Source organism: Pseudomonas sp. B7 (assembly GCF_016735645.1).
Taxonomy (GTDB): domain Bacteria; phylum Pseudomonadota; class Gammaproteobacteria; order Pseudomonadales; family Pseudomonadaceae; genus Aquipseudomonas; species Aquipseudomonas glycinae.
The window spans coordinates 362,617-376,951 of sequence record NZ_JAERRE010000002.1; the positions used below are offsets into that span (position 1 = coordinate 362,617).

Genomic DNA, 14,335 nt, shown 5'->3' on the forward strand with positions numbered 1-14,335 from the left:
GTGACGCCATTATTTGACCGACCCCAGATTCGCCTCACTCAAGTCCAGTTCGCCCAACACTTCACGCAGAACGTCATCGCCAATCTGGTGCTGACGACTGAGGCTGTATAACTCAAGGCGTTGCGCGCGCAGTGCCTTGAGGCGCAAGCGGCGTTCGAGCAGATCCATCTGGAACGCCAGCGCCTGGGCTTCCGCCGAATCGTTGAAGACCTCCAGTTGATGGCGATACTCGGACATGATCCGCGCCTTGAGCTCCGCTGCCAGGGCGGCTTGCGCGGCGTCCTGCGGGTTGACCTCTTCGGTTTCCAGCGCATGGATCGCCGCTTCCGCCGTCTTGCGCCAGGCGTCGCGCACTTCCTGACGACGCTTGTCGTCCGGGCTCTTTTCGATGCCGCGCAACAGCAACGGCAGCGCAATACAGGCCGCCACCAGCGACAACAGGATCACCCCGGCGGCGATGAAGATCAGCAAATCACGCTCGGGGAACGCCTCGCTGCCCATCAGCATCGGCACCGACATCACACCCGCCAGGGTCACCGCACCGCGCACGCCGCCGACGGTCAGCAGCCAGCAGGAACGGGCGGTCGGCACCTGCGTCAGATCACCCTTGCCGCGCAAGCGACGCAGCAGCACCGACAGCCGCCAGATGCTCTGCACCCAGATGAAGCGCAACAACACCAGCGCCAGAAAAATCGCCACCACATCGAGACAGCGATAGAACAGGGTCGGCCATAACGATGTCTCGTGGCTGACCACCGCTTTAACGATGTCCGGAAGTTGCAGGCCGAGCAGCAGGAAGATCAAACCGTTGAAGGCAAACTCCAGCAACGACCAGACGCTGCGGTTGAGCAACCGGGTGCTGGTCTGGCGCGGCAGCAGATCGAGCCAGCTCTGCATCATCCCCGCCGCCACTGCCGAAAGAATGCCCGACGCGCCAAGCCGCTCGGCCAGCACGTAAGCGGCGAATGGCAGCAGCAACATGAACACCACGTGGGTCGCCGGATCGTCCCAGCCCCGGGCAATCATCCAGGCGCGCAACCTTCCGACCAGCCAGCTCAGCGCCACGCCGACCGCCAGCCCGCCGACGGCCACCAGCACGAAGGTCAGGCTGGCATTGGCCAGGGAAAACGCACCGGTCACCGCCGCGACCAGCGCGAACTTGAACGTCACCAGACCCGAGGCGTCGTTCATCAACGCCTCGCCCTGCAACATGTGCATCAACGGCGTCGGCAGGCGGTTCTGTGAGATGGCCGAGACTGCAACAGCATCCGTCGGCGACAGCACCGCCGCCAGCGCAAAGGCCACCGGCAAAGGAATCGTCGGCAGCAGCCAGTGAATGAAGTAGCCGGCACCGACCACGGTAAACAGCACCAAACCCACCGCCAGCGTCAGCACCGGCCCGCGCAGGCGCCACAATTCGCGCTTGGGCATGCGCCAGCCATCGGAAAACAGCAGCGGCGGCAGGAACAGAAACAGGAACAGTTCGGGATCGAGGGCCACGTGCAGGCCGAGAGTCGGCCAGGCCAGCAAGGCACCGGCGGCAATCTGCACCAGTGGCAGCGGCAGCGGAATCACCCGTCCCACCAGGCGCGAGACACTGACCAGCATCAGCAGGATCAGGACGGTATAAGCAGTTTGCATAAAGCGGAAATCCCGGACAATCGACAGCGTTGAACTGCCATATTAGCCGCTTAGGCTGTGCGTGACCGTTGCACCTATGTCGCAGCCCGCTCAGCAAAAGCAACCTCGGCGCCGCGAAACCGTCTGGTCATGGCATAATCCGACACCATTTTTTTCCAGCACCTGTAAAGGGGGCAATTCCTTGACCGTTTCAAGCAAAACGTTGCACCTTTTCGGCATCAAAGCCTGCGACACCATGAAAAAGGCGCGCACCTGGCTCGATGAACACGCTGTCAGCTATGACTTCCACGATTACAAGACCGCCGGCATTGACCGCGAGCACCTGACCCAATGGTGCGACGAACATGGCTGGCAAACGGTGTTGAACCGCGCAGGCACGACCTTTCGCAAACTCGACGACGAACGCAAAGCCGATCTCGACCAGTCGAAAGCCATCGAACTGATGCTCGCTCAACCCTCGATGATCAAGCGCCCGGTGCTCGATCTCGGTGACCGAACCCTGATTGGCTTCAAGCCAGACATCTACGCGGCCGCCCTCAAGTAAGCAGCCCGTCACATTTTGTAGAGGTATTCACATGTCCAACTCCCTGTTCAGTATCGCCTTCGGCGTCGGCACCCAGAACCGTCAAGGCGCATGGCTGGAAGTGTTCTACGCCCAGCCGCTGCTCAATCCTTCGGCTGAACTGGTCGCCGCTGTTGCCCCGATCCTCGGCTACACCGAAGGCAACCAGGCCATCACCTTCACCACCGCACAGGCTGCGCAACTGGCTGAAGCCGTGAAAGGCATCGACGCGGTACAAGGCAAACTGCTGACCCGTCTGGCTGAAAGCCACAAGCCACTGGTCGCCACCCTGCTGGCCGAAGACGCTCAGTTGACCTCGACTCCTGAGGCTTATCTGAAGCTGCACTTGCTGTCCCATCGTCTGGTCAAGCCGCACGGCGTGAGCCTGGCCGGGATCTTCCCGCTGCTGCCAAACGTGGCATGGACCAGCCAGGGCGCCATCGACCTGAGCGAACTGGCCGAGCTGCAACTCGAAGCCCGTCTGCGTGGCGAACTGCTGGAAGTGTTCTCGGTGGACAAATTCCCGAAAATGACCGACTACGTGGTACCGGCCGGCGTGCGTATCGCTGACGCCGCGCGTCTGCGTCTGGGCGCCTACGTGGGCGAAGGCACCACCGTGATGCACGAAGGCTTCATCAACTTCAACGCCGGCACCGAAGGCCCGGGCATGATCGAAGGCCGCGTTTCCGCTGGCGTATTCGTCGGCAAGGGCTCGGACCTGGGCGGCGGCTGCTCGACCATGGGCACCCTGTCGGGCGGCGGCAACATCGTGATCAAGGTCGGCGAAGGCTGCCTGATCGGCGCCAACGCCGGTATCGGTATCCCGTTGGGCGACCGCAACACCGTCGAGTCGGGCCTGTACGTGACCGCCGGCACCAAAGTCGCACTGCTGGACGAGAACAACAATCTGGTCAAAGTGGTCAAGGCCCGTGAACTGGCCGGTCAGACCGACCTGCTGTTCCGTCGCAATTCGGAAACCGGTGCCGTGGAATGCAAAACCCACAAATCGGCGATCGAACTGAACGAAGCACTGCACGCTCACAACTAAGCGCCAGAAGCTCACCTGAGGGAGCCAGCCTGTTTGCGATGGCGTTCGACCGATCGTCATCGCGGGCAAGCCCGCTCCCACAGGGTTCGGCGTTAACCCGCCCATCTTCACCAGGGCTTGAAACCGTGATGATTCCCTCCCCCTGGCGCGCCGATTTCCCGGCCATCGCCGCCCTGCAACGGCAAGACCAGACTTACCTGGACAACGCCGCCACCACGCAAAAACCCCAGGCCTTGCTCGACGCGCTGGCGCATTACTACGCCAACGGCGCAGCCAACGTGCATCGTGCCCAGCACTTGCCCGGCGCCCATGCCACGCAGGCGTTCGAGGACAGCCGCCTGAAGGTTGCCCAGTGGCTGAATGCCGGTGACAGCGGGCAGATCATCTTTACCCACGGCGCCACCAGCGCGCTGAATCTCCTGGCTTACGGCCTGGAACATCTTCTCCATCCGGGCGATGAAATTGTCATCAGCGCCCTGGAGCATCACGCCAACCTGCTGCCTTGGCAGCAACTGGCACAACGTCGCGAACTCAAACTGGTGATCCTGCCGCTGGACGATGACGGCGTGATCGACCTCGCCGCCGCCGTTCACCTGATCGGCCCGCGCACTCGCTTGCTGGCGGTCAGTCAGTTGTCCAACGTGCTTGGTGCCTGGCAACCGTTGCCGGCATTGTTGGCGATGGCCAAAGCACACAACGCGCTGACCGTGGTCGATGGCGCTCAAGGCGTGGTCCACGGCCGGCATGACGTGCAGGCGCTGGGTTGCGACTTTTACGTGTTTTCCAGCCACAAGCTGTACGGCCCCGATGGCCTCGGCGTGCTGTTCGGGTGCAACGCAGCGCTTGAGCAACTGCGCCCGTGGCAATTTGGTGGCGAGATGGTGCTGGAAGCCAATTATCACGACGCTCGTTTTCGTCCGGCGCCACTGGGCTTCGAGGCCGGAACGCCACCGATTGCCAGCGTGATCGGCCTGGGTGCGACCCTCGACTACCTGGCCGGTCTGGATCAGGACGCCGTGTCCGCCCACGAAGCCGCGCTGCACGATTACCTTTTGCGAGGCCTCGCCGCCCGCAATGGCATCCGTCTGCTGGGCAAGCCGCAACTGGCGCTGGCCAGTTTTGTCGTCGAAGGCGTGCACAACGCCGATCTGGCGCATTTGCTGACCGAGCAAGGCATCGCCGTGCGTGCCGGGCATCACTGCGCGATGCCGTTGCTCAAGCGCTTTGAACTGGCCGGGGCCATCCGCGTGTCGCTGGCGCTGTACAACGATTCCGAGGATCTGGAGCGGTTCTTTGAGGCGCTGGATCAGGCGTTGGAGTTGTTGCGATGAGCCTGCCGGTAGAAGCCGCCGAGGCGCTGCAAACGTTTCAGAACGCTGCCGGTTGGGAACAACGGGCGCGGCTGTTGATGCAGTTCGGTGATCGCCTGCCGCCGTTGAGCGATGCGGACAAGTGTGACGCCAACCGGGTGCACGGCTGTGAAAGCCAGGTGTGGCTGGTTGGCGAGTTGAGCGACGGCCACTGGCAATTCGCAGCGAGCAGCGATGCACGGATGATTCGCGGGTTGGTGGCGTTGCTGCTGTTGCGGGTCAACGGCTTGACCGCGAGGGAGCTGCAGCAGGTGGATCTGCCGGACTGGTTCAATCAGTTGGGACTGTCGCGGCAGTTGTCGCCGTCGCGCAGCAATGGCTTGAATGCCGTTCTGCAGCGGATGAACGAGCTGGCGCAGTAAAGGGCTGCTGCGCAGCCCTATGCTTCAGGCCTGAGGCTTGACCCGATCCGCCGGGCGCCGAACGCCCGCCACAATCTTGTCCACAGCCTTGGTCGCCGCGACCATGCCGAACGTCGCCGTCACCATCATCACCGCGCCAAACCCGCCGGCGCAGTCCAGCTTCACGCCATCACCGACAAAACTCTTCTGCAGGCAAATGCTGCCGTCCGGTTTCGGATAGCGCAGCTGTTCGGTGGAGAACACGCACGGCACGCTGTAATGGCGAGTCACAGTGCGCGAGAAACCATAGTCACGACGCAGCGTGGAGCGCACTTTCGAGGCCAGCGGGTCGTTGAAGGTGCGGTTGAGATCGCAGACCTGAATCAGCGTCGGATCGATCTGCCCGCCCGCCCCACCGGTGGTGATGATCTGGATCTTGCGGCGCTTGCACCAGGCAATCAGCGCGGCTTTGGCGTTGACCGCGTCGATGCAGTCGATCACGCAGTCGATGTTCGGCGTGATGTATTCGGCCATGGTGTCGCGGGTGACGAAGTCCGCCACGGCGTGCACCGTGCAGTCCGGGTTGATCCCGCGCAGACGCTCGGCCATCACCTCGACCTTGGGTTTGCCGACTGTGCTGTCGAGCGCGTGCAATTGGCGGTTGGCGTTGCTGACGCAGACGTCGTCGAGGTCGAACAGCGAAATTTCGCCCACCCCGCAACGGGCCATGGCTTCCGCCGCCCAGGAACCGACGCCGCCAACGCCGACAATCGCCACGTGGGCTGCACGCAGGCGCTCGAGGCCCTCGATGCCATACAAACGGGCGATGCCTGCAAACCGCGGATCTTCTGTACTCATGACCATTACCCTGAAAACCGGCGCGCATTATAGGGCCGTCGGCGGCCAAGAGCATCTTTGCGCTATGAACGGCGGACGCGCCTGCTTTAATTAAAGCTGCACGTAACAAAGATTTGTCTTACACGCTGAAACGAAAGAACTTAAGTCAGGTTGGATTGCCCAATGTCCGGCATTTCCCTGTCTCTTGTAGGACTTGGCGAACTGCCGGTGTAGGATGCGCGCCCTCTTGGCGTCAACCAGCCGACCCTTCGTTCCACAGCCTTTGGAACCCGACACAGCTATGTCATCGCGTAAATTTGGACTCAACCTGGTGGTGGTTCTGGCAATCGCCGCCCTGTTCACCGGTTTCTGGGCGCTGATCAATCGCCCCGTCTCCGCGCCGAACTGGCCGGAGCAGATCTCCGGTTTCTCCTATTCACCATTCCAGCAAGGACAGTTCCCACAGAAGGATCAGTATCCGTCCGACGATGAAATGCGCCGCGACCTGGAGATCATGAGCAAGCTGACGGACAACATCCGCATCTACTCGGTCGACGGCTCTCTGCAGGACATCCCGAAACTGGCGGAAGAATTCGGCCTTCGCGTGACCCTCGGGATCTGGATCAGCCCAGACCAGGAACGCAACGAGCGGGAAATCACCCGCGCCATCGAACTGGCCAACACTTCGCGCAGCGTGGTTCGCGTAGTCGTCGGTAACGAAGCGATCTTCCGCAAGGAAATCACCGCCGAACAACTCAGCGTGCTGCTCGACCGCGTGCGTGCAGCGGTGAAAGTGCCGGTGACCACCTCCGAACAGTGGCACGTCTGGGAAGAGCACCCGGAACTGGCCAAGCACGTCGACCTGATCGCCGCGCACGTTCTGCCGTACTGGGAATTCATTCCGGTGGACAAGGCCGGGCAGTTCGTTTTCGACCGCGCCCGCGACCTGAAAAAGATGTTCCCGAAAAAGCCGCTGCTGCTGTCCGAAGTGGGCTGGCCGAGCAACGGCCGCATGCGCGGTGGCGCCGACGCGTCGCCGGCGGATCAGGCGATCTACCTGCGCACGCTGGTCAACAAACTCAACCGCCAGGGCTTCAACTACTTCGTGATCGAAGCGTTCGACCAGCCGTGGAAGGCCAGCGACGAAGGTTCGGTCGGCGCTTACTGGGGCGTGTTCAACGCCGCGCGCCAGCAGAAATTCAACTTCGAAGGCCCGGTGGTGGCGATCCCGCAATGGCGCGTGCTGGCCATCGGTTCGGTGGTGCTGGCGCTGTTGTCGCTGACCCTGCTGATGATCGACGGCTCGGCCCTGCGTCAGCGCGGCCGTACCTTCCTGACCTTTATCGCGTTCCTCTGCGGTTCGGTGCTGGTGTGGATCGGTTACGACTACAGCCAGCAATACAGCACGTGGTTCAGCCTGACGGTGGGCTTCCTGCTCGCGCTCGGTGCGCTCGGGGTGTTCATCGTGCTGCTGACCGAGGCCCACGAACTGGCCGAGGCGGTGTGGATTCACAAGCGTCGCCGTGAATTCCTGCCGGTAGTCGGCGATTCGGATTACCGTCCGAAAGTCTCGATCCACGTGCCCTGCTACAACGAGCCGCCGGAGATGGTCAAACAGACCCTCAACGCCCTGGCCAACCTCGACTATCCGGACTTCGAAGTCCTGATCATCGATAACAACACCAAGGACCCGGCGGTCTGGGAACCGGTGCGCGACTACTGCGAAACCCTCGGCCCGCGCTTCAAGTTCTTCCACGTCTCGCCCCTGGCCGGTTTCAAGGGCGGCGCGCTGAACTACCTGATCCCGCACACCGCCAAGGACGCCGAAGTGATCGCAGTGATCGACTCCGACTACTGCGTGCACCCGAACTGGCTCAAGCACATGGTGCCGCACTTCGCCGACCCGAAAATTGCCGTGGTGCAGTCGCCGCAGGATTACCGCGACCAGAACGAAAGCACCTTCAAGAAGCTCTGCTACGCCGAATACAAAGGCTTCTTCCACATCGGCATGGTCACCCGCAACGACCGCGACGCGATCATCCAGCACGGCACCATGACCATGACCCGTCGCTCGGTTCTGGAAGAACTGGGCTGGGCCGACTGGTGCATCTGTGAAGACGCCGAGCTTGGTCTGCGGGTATTCGAGAAAGGCCTGTCGGCGGCGTATTACCACGACAGTTATGGCAAGGGTCTGATGCCGGACACCTTCATCGACTTCAAAAAGCAGCGTTTCCGCTGGGCCTACGGTGCGATCCAGATCATCAAGCGCCACACCCGTAGCCTGCTGCGCGGCAAGGACACCGAGCTGACGCGCGGCCAGCGTTACCACTTCCTCGCGGGCTGGCTGCCGTGGGTGGCGGACGGCATGAACATCTTCTTCACCGTCGGCGCGCTGTTGTGGTCGGCGGCGATGATCATCGTGCCGCAACGGGTCGATCCGCCGCTGCTGATCTTCGCGATCCCGCCGCTGGCGCTGTTCGTGTTCAAGGTCGGCAAGATCATCTTCCTCTACCGTCGCGCCGTGGGCGTGAACCTCAAGGATGCGTTCTGCGCGGCACTGGCCGGCCTGGCGTTGTCGCACACCATCGCCAAAGCGGTGCTGTACGGCTTCTTCACCAGCAGCATTCCGTTCTTCCGCACCCCGAAAAACGCCGACAACCATGGTTTCTGGGTGGCGATTTCCGAGGCCCGGGAAGAGCTGTTCATCATGCTGCTGTTGTGGGGCGCGGCGCTGGGGATCTTCCTGGTGCAGGGCATTCCGAGCAACGACATGCGCTTCTGGGTGGCCATGCTGCTGGTGCAATCGCTGCCGTATGTAGCGGCGCTGATCATGGCGTTCCTGTCGTCGCTGCCAAAACCTGCGGCTGCGCCTGAACCGGCACCAGTGGTCTAAATCCTTCCGGATGCACTAAACGGCGGCCAATGGTCGCCGTTTTGCTTTAAGATAACCGCCATTTTGCGCGCCTTGCCCCCCAGCTTTCGGAGTTTTCCATGACGGCCCACGCCGACCTTTCGCCGACCCTCCAACTCGCCATCGACCTGATCCGCCGTCCGTCCGTGACGCCGGTCGACGCCGATTGCCAGAAGCAGATGATGCAGCGCCTGGGCGATGCCGGTTTCCAGCTGGAACCGATGCGCATCGAAGATGTGGATAACTTCTGGGCGATTCACGGCAAAGGCGACGGCCCGGTACTGTGCTTCGCCGGCCACACCGACGTGGTGCCGACCGGCCCGGTGACTGCCTGGCAGATCGACCCGTTCAACGCGGTGATCGACGAGCACGGCATGCTCTGCGGCCGTGGGGCGGCGGACATGAAAGGCAGCCTGGCCTCGATGACTGTGGCAGCCGAGCGTTTTGTCGCCGACTACCCGGATCACAAGGGCAAGGTCGCGTTCCTGATCACCAGCGACGAAGAAGGCCCGGCGCATCACGGCACCAAGGCCGTGGTCGAGCGTCTGGCCGCCCGTAACGAGCGTCTGGACTGGTGCATCGTCGGCGAACCGTCGAGCACCACTTTGGTGGGCGATGTGGTGAAGAACGGTCGTCGCGGCTCCCTCGGCGCCAAACTGACCGTGCGCGGCGTGCAGGGCCACGTGGCCTATCCACACCTGGCGAAGAACCCGATCCACCTCGCCGCCCCGGCCCTGGCCGAGCTGGCTGCCGAGCACTGGGATCACGGCAACGATTTCTTCCCGCCGACCAGTTTCCAGATTTCCAACGTCAACTCCGGCACCGGCGCGACCAACGTGATTCCGGGCGACCTGGTGGCGGTGTTCAACTTCCGTTTCTCCACCGAATCGACCGTCGAAGGCCTGCAGAAACGCGTCGCCGACATCCTCGACAAGCACGGCCTGGACTGGCACATCGACTGGGCACTGTCCGGTCTGCCGTTCCTCACCGAACCGGGCGCACTGCTCGACGCGGTGTCTTCGAGCATCAAGGACATCACCGGCCGCGAGACCAAGGCGTCCACCAGCGGCGGTACTTCCGATGGCCGTTTCATCGCGACCATGGGCACCCAGGTTGTTGAACTGGGCCCGGTCAACGCGACCATCCACCAGGTCAACGAGCGCGTGCTGGCGGCCGATCTCGACGTGCTGACCGAAATCTACTACCAGACCCTGATCAAGTTGCTCGCCTGATGCTCGCGTGCCCGATCTGCAGTGAACCGCTGAACGCGGTGGACAACGGCGTGGTCTGCCCTGCCGGCCACCGCTTTGACCGCGCGCGCCAGGGTTACCTCAACCTGCTGCCGGTGCAGCACAAGAACAGTCGCGATCCCGGCGACAATCAGGCGATGGTCGAGGCCCGCCGCGACTTTCTGAACGCCGGGCATTACGCGCCGGTAGCCAAGCGTCTGGCGGAGCTGGCAGCCGGTTACGCGCCGGCCCGCTGGGTCGATATCGGTTGTGGCGAGGGTTACTACACCGCGCAGATCGCCGAAGCATTGCTGAACGCGGACGGCTACGCGCTGGACATCTCGAAGGAAGCGGTCAAACGCGCCTGCAAACGCAATCCGGCGCTGACCTGGTTGATTGCGAGCATGGCCCGGGTGCCACTGGCCTCCGGCAGTTGCCAGTTTCTGGCCAGTGTCTTCAGTCCGCTGGACTGGGAAGAAGCCAAGCGTCTGCTCAGTGTTGGCGGCGGCCTGATGAAGGTCGGCCCGACCAGCGGCCACCTGATGGAACTGCGCGAACGCCTGTACGACGAAGTGCGCGAGTACACCGACGACAAGCATCTGGCCCTGGTGCCGGAAGGCATGGCACTGGCGCACAGTGAAACCCTGGAATTCAAGCTGACGCTGGACAAGCCCGAGGATCGCGCCAACCTGCTGGCGATGACACCCCACGGCTGGCGCGCCAGTGCCGAGCGCCGCGCGGCGGTCATCGAACAGGCCGAGCCGTTCGTGACCACTGTCTCGATGCGCTACGATTATTTCGTTCTTCAATAACCTTTGGTCTCGGGCAACGACCCGGGGCCGGCTAAATCCGCGAATGGATTTTTCAGACCCGCAGTGAGGACATCCATGCGCCAACCGGACATCGAGATTTACCTGAAAGACGCCGACGTCGACCACAAGGCCATTTCCGCCTGGCTGGGCGCCGCCCTCGGCCCTTGCAGCGAATGGGTGCAGAAAGGCCAGACCTGGAAGTGCAAGGCCGGCAACATCCCGGTGACCTGGCTGCCGAAAGCCGTGGGCAAGTGGAACAGCCTGTACCTGGAAAGCGACGCGACCCCATGGGACGACGACATCGCCTGCGCCCGCGCAGCGTTTGCCGCGCTGAACGTTGAAGTGCGCTGCGCACCGGGGACGTGGGTCGAGGAAGAAGGTGAGGAGACGGCGGATCGCTGGATCCGGATCAGCGCCGACGGTGAAGAAGAAATCACCTGGAAAACTGCATAAAAGAAGCTTCGAGCTTGATCGTTCCCACGTCGAGGCGTCGAACCGTCCGCGTGGGAATGCAGCCCGGGACGCTCCGCGTCCCAAAGCGGACGCAGAGCGTCCATTGAGGCATTCCCACGCAGAGCGTGGGAACGATCATTACAGGCCTACAACGTCTTCAGCCTGCAACCCCTTCTGCCCTTCCACCACCGCGTATTCAACCTGCTGACCCTCGGTCAGCGAACGGTGGCCTTCGCCGCGAATCGCACGGTAGTGCACGAACACGTCCACCCCGTCTTCGCGCTGAATGAAGCCGTAGCCCTTGGCGTCGTTGAACCACTTCACGTTGCCGGTTTCACGTGTTGCCATCTGTTCATACTCCTTTTTTATTATTGAACAGGCTTTTCGCAGGAAAGCCTTTGCGGAACGTCAGCCTGCGTCCGACGTCCGTAAAAGGGCCCCGGCGACAGATCGCCGAGTATATGACAGGCGGCAAAACTCTCAACAGGAGATTACTTCGCCGCTTTTTTGCCGATTTTCGAGTAATCCGGCAAACTGTCGCCCTCCCGAGCAAACGCTCGGTTTATCCACTCACGCAGAAGCCGTATGACCCGTTCCCCGTTCCGCCGTCTTGTGTTTGGCACCTTGCGCCGACTGTTGTATCTCTGGGTTCGCTCCGAGACGATCAACCAGTCGTCGTTCACCCTCAACCTAGACCGCAGTCGTCCGGTGTTCTACGTCCTGCAAAACCCATCGCTGACTGATCTGGCGGTGGTCGACACCGAGTGCACCAAGGCCGGTCTGCCGCGCCCGGTGCTGCCGGTGTCCGTGGGTTCGCTGATCGAACCGGCGGCGTTCTTCTACCTGACGCCGGACCCGGACTGGCTCGGCCGCCAGGACAAGCGCGGCGCGCCGCCGACCCTGACCCGCCTGGTCAGCGCCCTGAGCCAGAACGCTGCCGAAGATGCACAGATCATTCCGGTCAGCGTGTTCTGGGGCCAGTCGCCGGACAGCGAGAACAGCCCATGGAAACTACTGTTCGCCGACAGCTGGGCCGTCACCGGACGCCTGCGCCGGCTGCTGAGCATCATGATTCTGGGGCGCAAGACCCGCGTGCAATTCTCCGCACCGATCCACCTGCGCGAACTGATCGAACACAACAAGGGCCACGAACGCACCGTGCGCATGGCCCAGCGGATCCTGCGGGTGCACTTCCGCAACCTGAAAGCTGCGGTGATCGGCCCGGACATTTCCCACCGCCGCAACCTGGTCAAAGGCCTGCTCAACCAGCCGCTGGTCAAGCAAGCGATCCTCGACGAAGCCGAGCGCGAAAACATCTCCCCGGAAAAAGCCAAGGCCCAGGCCCTGCGCTATGGCAACGAGATCGCCTCGGACTACACCTACACCGCGATCCGTTTTCTGGAAGTGGTACTGAGCTGGTTCTGGAACAAGATCTACGACGGGATCAAGGTCAACCACATCGAAGGCGTGCAGAAGGTCGCCCAGGGTCACGAAGTGATCTACGTGCCGTGCCATCGCAGCCATATCGACTACCTGCTGCTGTCGTACCTGCTGTTCCGCAACGGCCTGACCCCGCCGCACATCGCCGCCGGAATCAACCTGAACATGCCGGTGATCGGCAGTCTGCTGCGCCGTGGCGGGGCGTTTTTCATGCGCCGCACGTTCAAGGGCAATCCGCTGTACACCTCGGTGTTCAACGAATACCTGCACACCCTGTTCACCAAAGGTTTCCCGGTCGAGTACTTCGTCGAAGGCGGGCGCTCGCGTACCGGGCGCATGCTGCAACCGAAAACCGGGATGCTCGCAATCACCATGCGCAGTTTCCTGCGTTCGTCGCGGATGCCGATCGTGTTCGTGCCGGTGTACATCGGTTATGAGCGCGTGCTCGAAGGCCGCACCTACCTCGGCGAACTGCGCGGCGCGAGCAAGAAGAAAGAATCGATCTTCGACATCTTCAAAGTCATCGGCGCGCTCAAGCAGCGCTTCGGCCAGGTGGCGGTGAACTTCGGCGAGCCGATCAAACTGGCGGAATTCCTCGACAGCGAACAGCCCGACTGGCGCCAGCAGGAACTCGGCCCGCAGTACAAACCGGCCTGGCTCAACGAAACCACCAACCGCCTCGGCGAGAAGGTCGCGCAGCACCTGAACGAAGCGGCGGCGATCAACCCGGTCAACCTGGTGGCGCTGGCGCTGCTGTCGACCACCCGCCTGGCACTGGATGATCGGGCCATGGCGCGGGTGCTGGATCTGTATCTGGCGCTGCTGCGCAAGGTTCCGTATTCGCCGCACACCACCTTGCCGGAAGGCGATGGCCGCGCGTTGATCGAGCATGTGAAGGACATGGATCTGCTGTCCGAGCAGAACGATGCGCTGGGCAAGATTCTGTATCTGGACGAGCAGAACGCCGTCCTGATGACCTATTACCGCAACAACGTGCTGCACATCTTCGCCCTGCCGGCGCTGCTGGCGAGCTTCTTCCAGAGCACCTCGCGCATGAGCCGCGAACAGATCCTGCGCTACACCCGCGCGCTGTATCCGTATCTGCAATCGGAACTGTTCATCCGCTGGACCCTGGACGAACTGGATGCAGTCATCGATCAGTGGCTGGAAGCGTTCGTCGAACAAGGCCTGCTGCGTTTCGAGAAAGACGTGTACCTGCGCCCGGCACCAAGCTCGCGGCATTTCGTGCTGCTGACCCTGCTGTCGAAGAGCATCGCCCAGACCCTGCAACGCTTCTACATGACGGTTTCCCTGCTGCTCAACAGCGGCCAGAACAGCATCAGCGCCGAAGAACTGGAAGACTTGTGCACGGTCATGGCCCAGCGCCTGTCGATCCTGCATGGCCTGAACGCGCCGGAATTCTTCGACAAGAGCCTGTTCCGCCACTTCATCCAGACCCTGCTCGACCTCGACGTGCTGCGTCGCGACGAAGCCGGCAAGTTGAGCTATCACGAACTGCTCGGCGAACTGGCCGAGGGTGCGGCCAAACGGGTGTTGCCGGCGGAGATTCGCCTGTCGATCCGTCAGGTAGCCCTGCATCGCAGCGAAGATGCGGCCGATCAGGTCGCCCCCCCTGTGCAAAACGACTAAATTCCTAAAGGCGCCAGGCTTCTTCTGGCGCCGTCGATACG

12 protein-coding genes are annotated in these 14,335 nt (G+C 62.3%); 9 read left to right on the forward strand and 3 right to left on the reverse strand.

Annotation, left to right across the window (positions count from 1 at the left end; translation table 11 throughout):
- Positions 1–9: 9 nt before the first annotated feature.
- Positions 10–1,641: a Na+/H+ antiporter gene (locus tag JKA62_RS06575; protein WP_011332677.1), complete on the reverse strand. Its 1,632-nt coding sequence runs from the start codon at positions 1,639–1,641 to the stop codon at positions 10–12.
- Positions 1,642–1,822: 181 nt separating this feature from the next.
- On the opposite strand from JKA62_RS06575, the gene JKA62_RS06580 reads away from it, so the two are divergent.
- The 4 genes from JKA62_RS06580 (at position 1,823) to JKA62_RS06595 (ending at position 4,983) form a co-directional block, all read left to right on the forward strand.
- The gene (locus tag JKA62_RS06580) at positions 1,823–2,185 is read left to right on the forward strand and encodes an ArsC family reductase (RefSeq protein WP_003222107.1); all 363 of its coding nucleotides are present in this window, start codon (positions 1,823–1,825) and stop codon (positions 2,183–2,185) included.
- 31 nt (positions 2,186–2,216) lie between these two features.
- A complete protein-coding gene (dapD, locus tag JKA62_RS06585) occupies positions 2,217–3,251 on the forward strand; it encodes a 2,3,4,5-tetrahydropyridine-2,6-dicarboxylate N-succinyltransferase (protein ID WP_011332675.1) in 1,035 nt (344 codons plus the stop codon).
- A 125-nt stretch (positions 3,252–3,376) separates the two neighbouring features.
- Positions 3,377–4,582 (forward strand): aminotransferase class V-fold PLP-dependent enzyme, encoded by a 1,206-nt coding sequence (locus JKA62_RS06590; protein ID WP_041475152.1) that lies wholly within the window; start codon positions 3,377–3,379, stop codon positions 4,580–4,582.
- On the forward strand, positions 4,579–4,983 hold the full coding sequence (locus tag JKA62_RS06595; protein ID WP_201816935.1) for a SufE family protein: 405 nt from the start codon (positions 4,579–4,581) through the stop codon (positions 4,981–4,983). The genes JKA62_RS06590 and JKA62_RS06595 overlap by 4 nt, the downstream gene beginning before the upstream one ends.
- Positions 4,984–5,007: 24 nt before the next feature.
- On the opposite strand, the gene tcdA is transcribed toward JKA62_RS06595, so the two are convergent.
- Complete coding sequence (gene tcdA / locus JKA62_RS06600) at positions 5,008–5,826, reverse strand: tRNA cyclic N6-threonylcarbamoyladenosine(37) synthase TcdA (RefSeq protein ID WP_039762445.1); 819 nt, start codon at positions 5,824–5,826, stop codon at positions 5,008–5,010.
- A 274-nt stretch (positions 5,827–6,100) separates the two neighbouring features.
- On the opposite strand from tcdA, the gene JKA62_RS06605 reads away from it, so the two are divergent.
- The 4 genes from JKA62_RS06605 to JKA62_RS06620 all read left to right on the forward strand — a co-directional run bounded on the left by JKA62_RS06605 (position 6,101) and on the right by JKA62_RS06620 (position 11,204).
- Positions 6,101–8,692: a glycosyltransferase gene (locus JKA62_RS06605; protein WP_163974102.1), complete on the forward strand. Its 2,592-nt coding sequence runs from the start codon at positions 6,101–6,103 to the stop codon at positions 8,690–8,692.
- Between the two features lie 98 nt (positions 8,693–8,790).
- Complete coding sequence (gene dapE, locus JKA62_RS06610; RefSeq protein WP_201816939.1) at positions 8,791–9,942, forward strand: succinyl-diaminopimelate desuccinylase; 1,152 nt, start codon at positions 8,791–8,793, stop codon at positions 9,940–9,942.
- Positions 9,942–10,751 carry a putative RNA methyltransferase gene (locus JKA62_RS06615; RefSeq protein WP_201816951.1) on the forward strand — a complete coding sequence of 270 codons (810 nt, stop codon included), beginning with the start codon at positions 9,942–9,944 and terminating at the stop codon, positions 10,749–10,751. The genes dapE and JKA62_RS06615 overlap by 1 nt, the downstream gene beginning before the upstream one ends.
- Before the next feature lie 75 nt (positions 10,752–10,826).
- The gene (locus JKA62_RS06620) at positions 10,827–11,204 is read left to right on the forward strand and encodes a hypothetical protein (RefSeq protein ID WP_064378976.1); all 378 of its coding nucleotides are present in this window, start codon (positions 10,827–10,829) and stop codon (positions 11,202–11,204) included.
- A gap of 138 nt (positions 11,205–11,342) precedes the next feature.
- Here the strand turns inward: JKA62_RS06620 and JKA62_RS06625 are convergent, their stop codons facing one another.
- Entirely contained in the window at positions 11,343–11,552 is a 210-nt protein-coding gene (locus tag JKA62_RS06625) for a cold shock domain-containing protein (RefSeq protein WP_007954750.1), read from the reverse strand.
- Positions 11,553–11,789: 237 nt separating this feature from the next.
- Here JKA62_RS06625 and plsB point away from each other — a divergent pair, with 237 nt between their 5' ends.
- Positions 11,790–14,294: a glycerol-3-phosphate 1-O-acyltransferase PlsB gene (gene plsB / locus JKA62_RS06630; RefSeq protein ID WP_201816963.1), complete on the forward strand. Its 2,505-nt coding sequence runs from the start codon at positions 11,790–11,792 to the stop codon at positions 14,292–14,294.
- Positions 14,295–14,335: the final 41 nt, after the last annotated feature.

What these genes read in the sequence shown, in the direction of transcription:
- dapD (WP_011332675.1), top strand. Translation starts at nt 2,217, where the DNA reads ATGTCCAACTCCCTGTTCAGTATCGCCTTCGGCGTCGGCACCCAGAAC.
- JKA62_RS06620 (WP_064378976.1), top strand. Translation starts at nt 10,827, where the DNA reads ATGCGCCAACCGGACATCGAGATTTACCTGAAAGACGCCGACGTCGAC.
- JKA62_RS06605 (WP_163974102.1), top strand. Translation starts at nt 6,101, where the DNA reads ATGTCATCGCGTAAATTTGGACTCAACCTGGTGGTGGTTCTGGCAATC.
- tcdA (WP_039762445.1), bottom strand. Translation starts at nt 5,826, where the DNA reads ATGGTCATGAGTACAGAAGATCCGCGGTTTGCAGGCATCGCCCGTTTG.
- plsB (WP_201816963.1), top strand. Translation starts at nt 11,790, where the DNA reads ATGACCCGTTCCCCGTTCCGCCGTCTTGTGTTTGGCACCTTGCGCCGA.
- JKA62_RS06625 (WP_007954750.1), bottom strand. Translation starts at nt 11,552, where the DNA reads ATGGCAACACGTGAAACCGGCAACGTGAAGTGGTTCAACGACGCCAAG.
- JKA62_RS06595 (WP_201816935.1), top strand. Translation starts at nt 4,579, where the DNA reads ATGAGCCTGCCGGTAGAAGCCGCCGAGGCGCTGCAAACGTTTCAGAAC.
- JKA62_RS06575 (WP_011332677.1), bottom strand. Translation starts at nt 1,641, where the DNA reads ATGCAAACTGCTTATACCGTCCTGATCCTGCTGATGCTGGTCAGTGTC.
- dapE (WP_201816939.1), top strand. Translation starts at nt 8,791, where the DNA reads ATGACGGCCCACGCCGACCTTTCGCCGACCCTCCAACTCGCCATCGAC.
- JKA62_RS06615 (WP_201816951.1), top strand. Translation starts at nt 9,942, where the DNA reads ATGCTCGCGTGCCCGATCTGCAGTGAACCGCTGAACGCGGTGGACAAC.